General features: G+C 58.9%; 1 rRNA gene. It reads left to right on the top strand.

The annotated features are described in order from the left end of the window. Nucleotides 1–139: 139 nt before the first annotated feature. Nucleotides 140–254, top strand: a 5S ribosomal RNA gene (gene rrf / locus CLG85_RS27225). Nucleotides 255–387 lie beyond the last annotated feature (133 nt).

The following is a 387-nucleotide window of genomic DNA, read 5'->3' as shown; positions in this document are numbered from 1 at the left end:
CGAAGCATACAACCCCTACACATACTTGACTTGGTATCTGTCGCTCCCAGCACCCCGGGGGTGTCGGCCCGCAACCTGCAAGCGCAGGTCGCCCAGGCCGACCCGCCGCGCAGGGACCGACATCGTGGGTTTTTCTCGGTTTGGTGGTCATAGCGCAAGCAAAACACCCGGCTCCATTCCGAACCCGGCCGTTAAGTGCTGCCGCGCCAATGGTACTGCGTCTCAAGACGTGGGAGAGTAGGTCACCGCCAAACCTAGTAAAACCCACATGTATCTCTCTTAAACGATCTCGCAATGCCTTCGCCCATCAGAAGCGAAAGGCCAAGACTTCCTGCGTTTTCCGAGCACTCGACGCCCGTGGTTCATGCCGCGGGATGTTCGCGTTTG

Source organism: Alloyangia mangrovi, assembly GCF_002300555.2.
Lineage (GTDB): Bacteria > Pseudomonadota > Alphaproteobacteria > Rhodobacterales > Rhodobacteraceae > Salipiger > Salipiger mangrovi.
The sequence above is the reverse complement of the archived record's forward strand: the minus strand, read 5'-3'. Positions and strand labels throughout refer to the sequence as shown.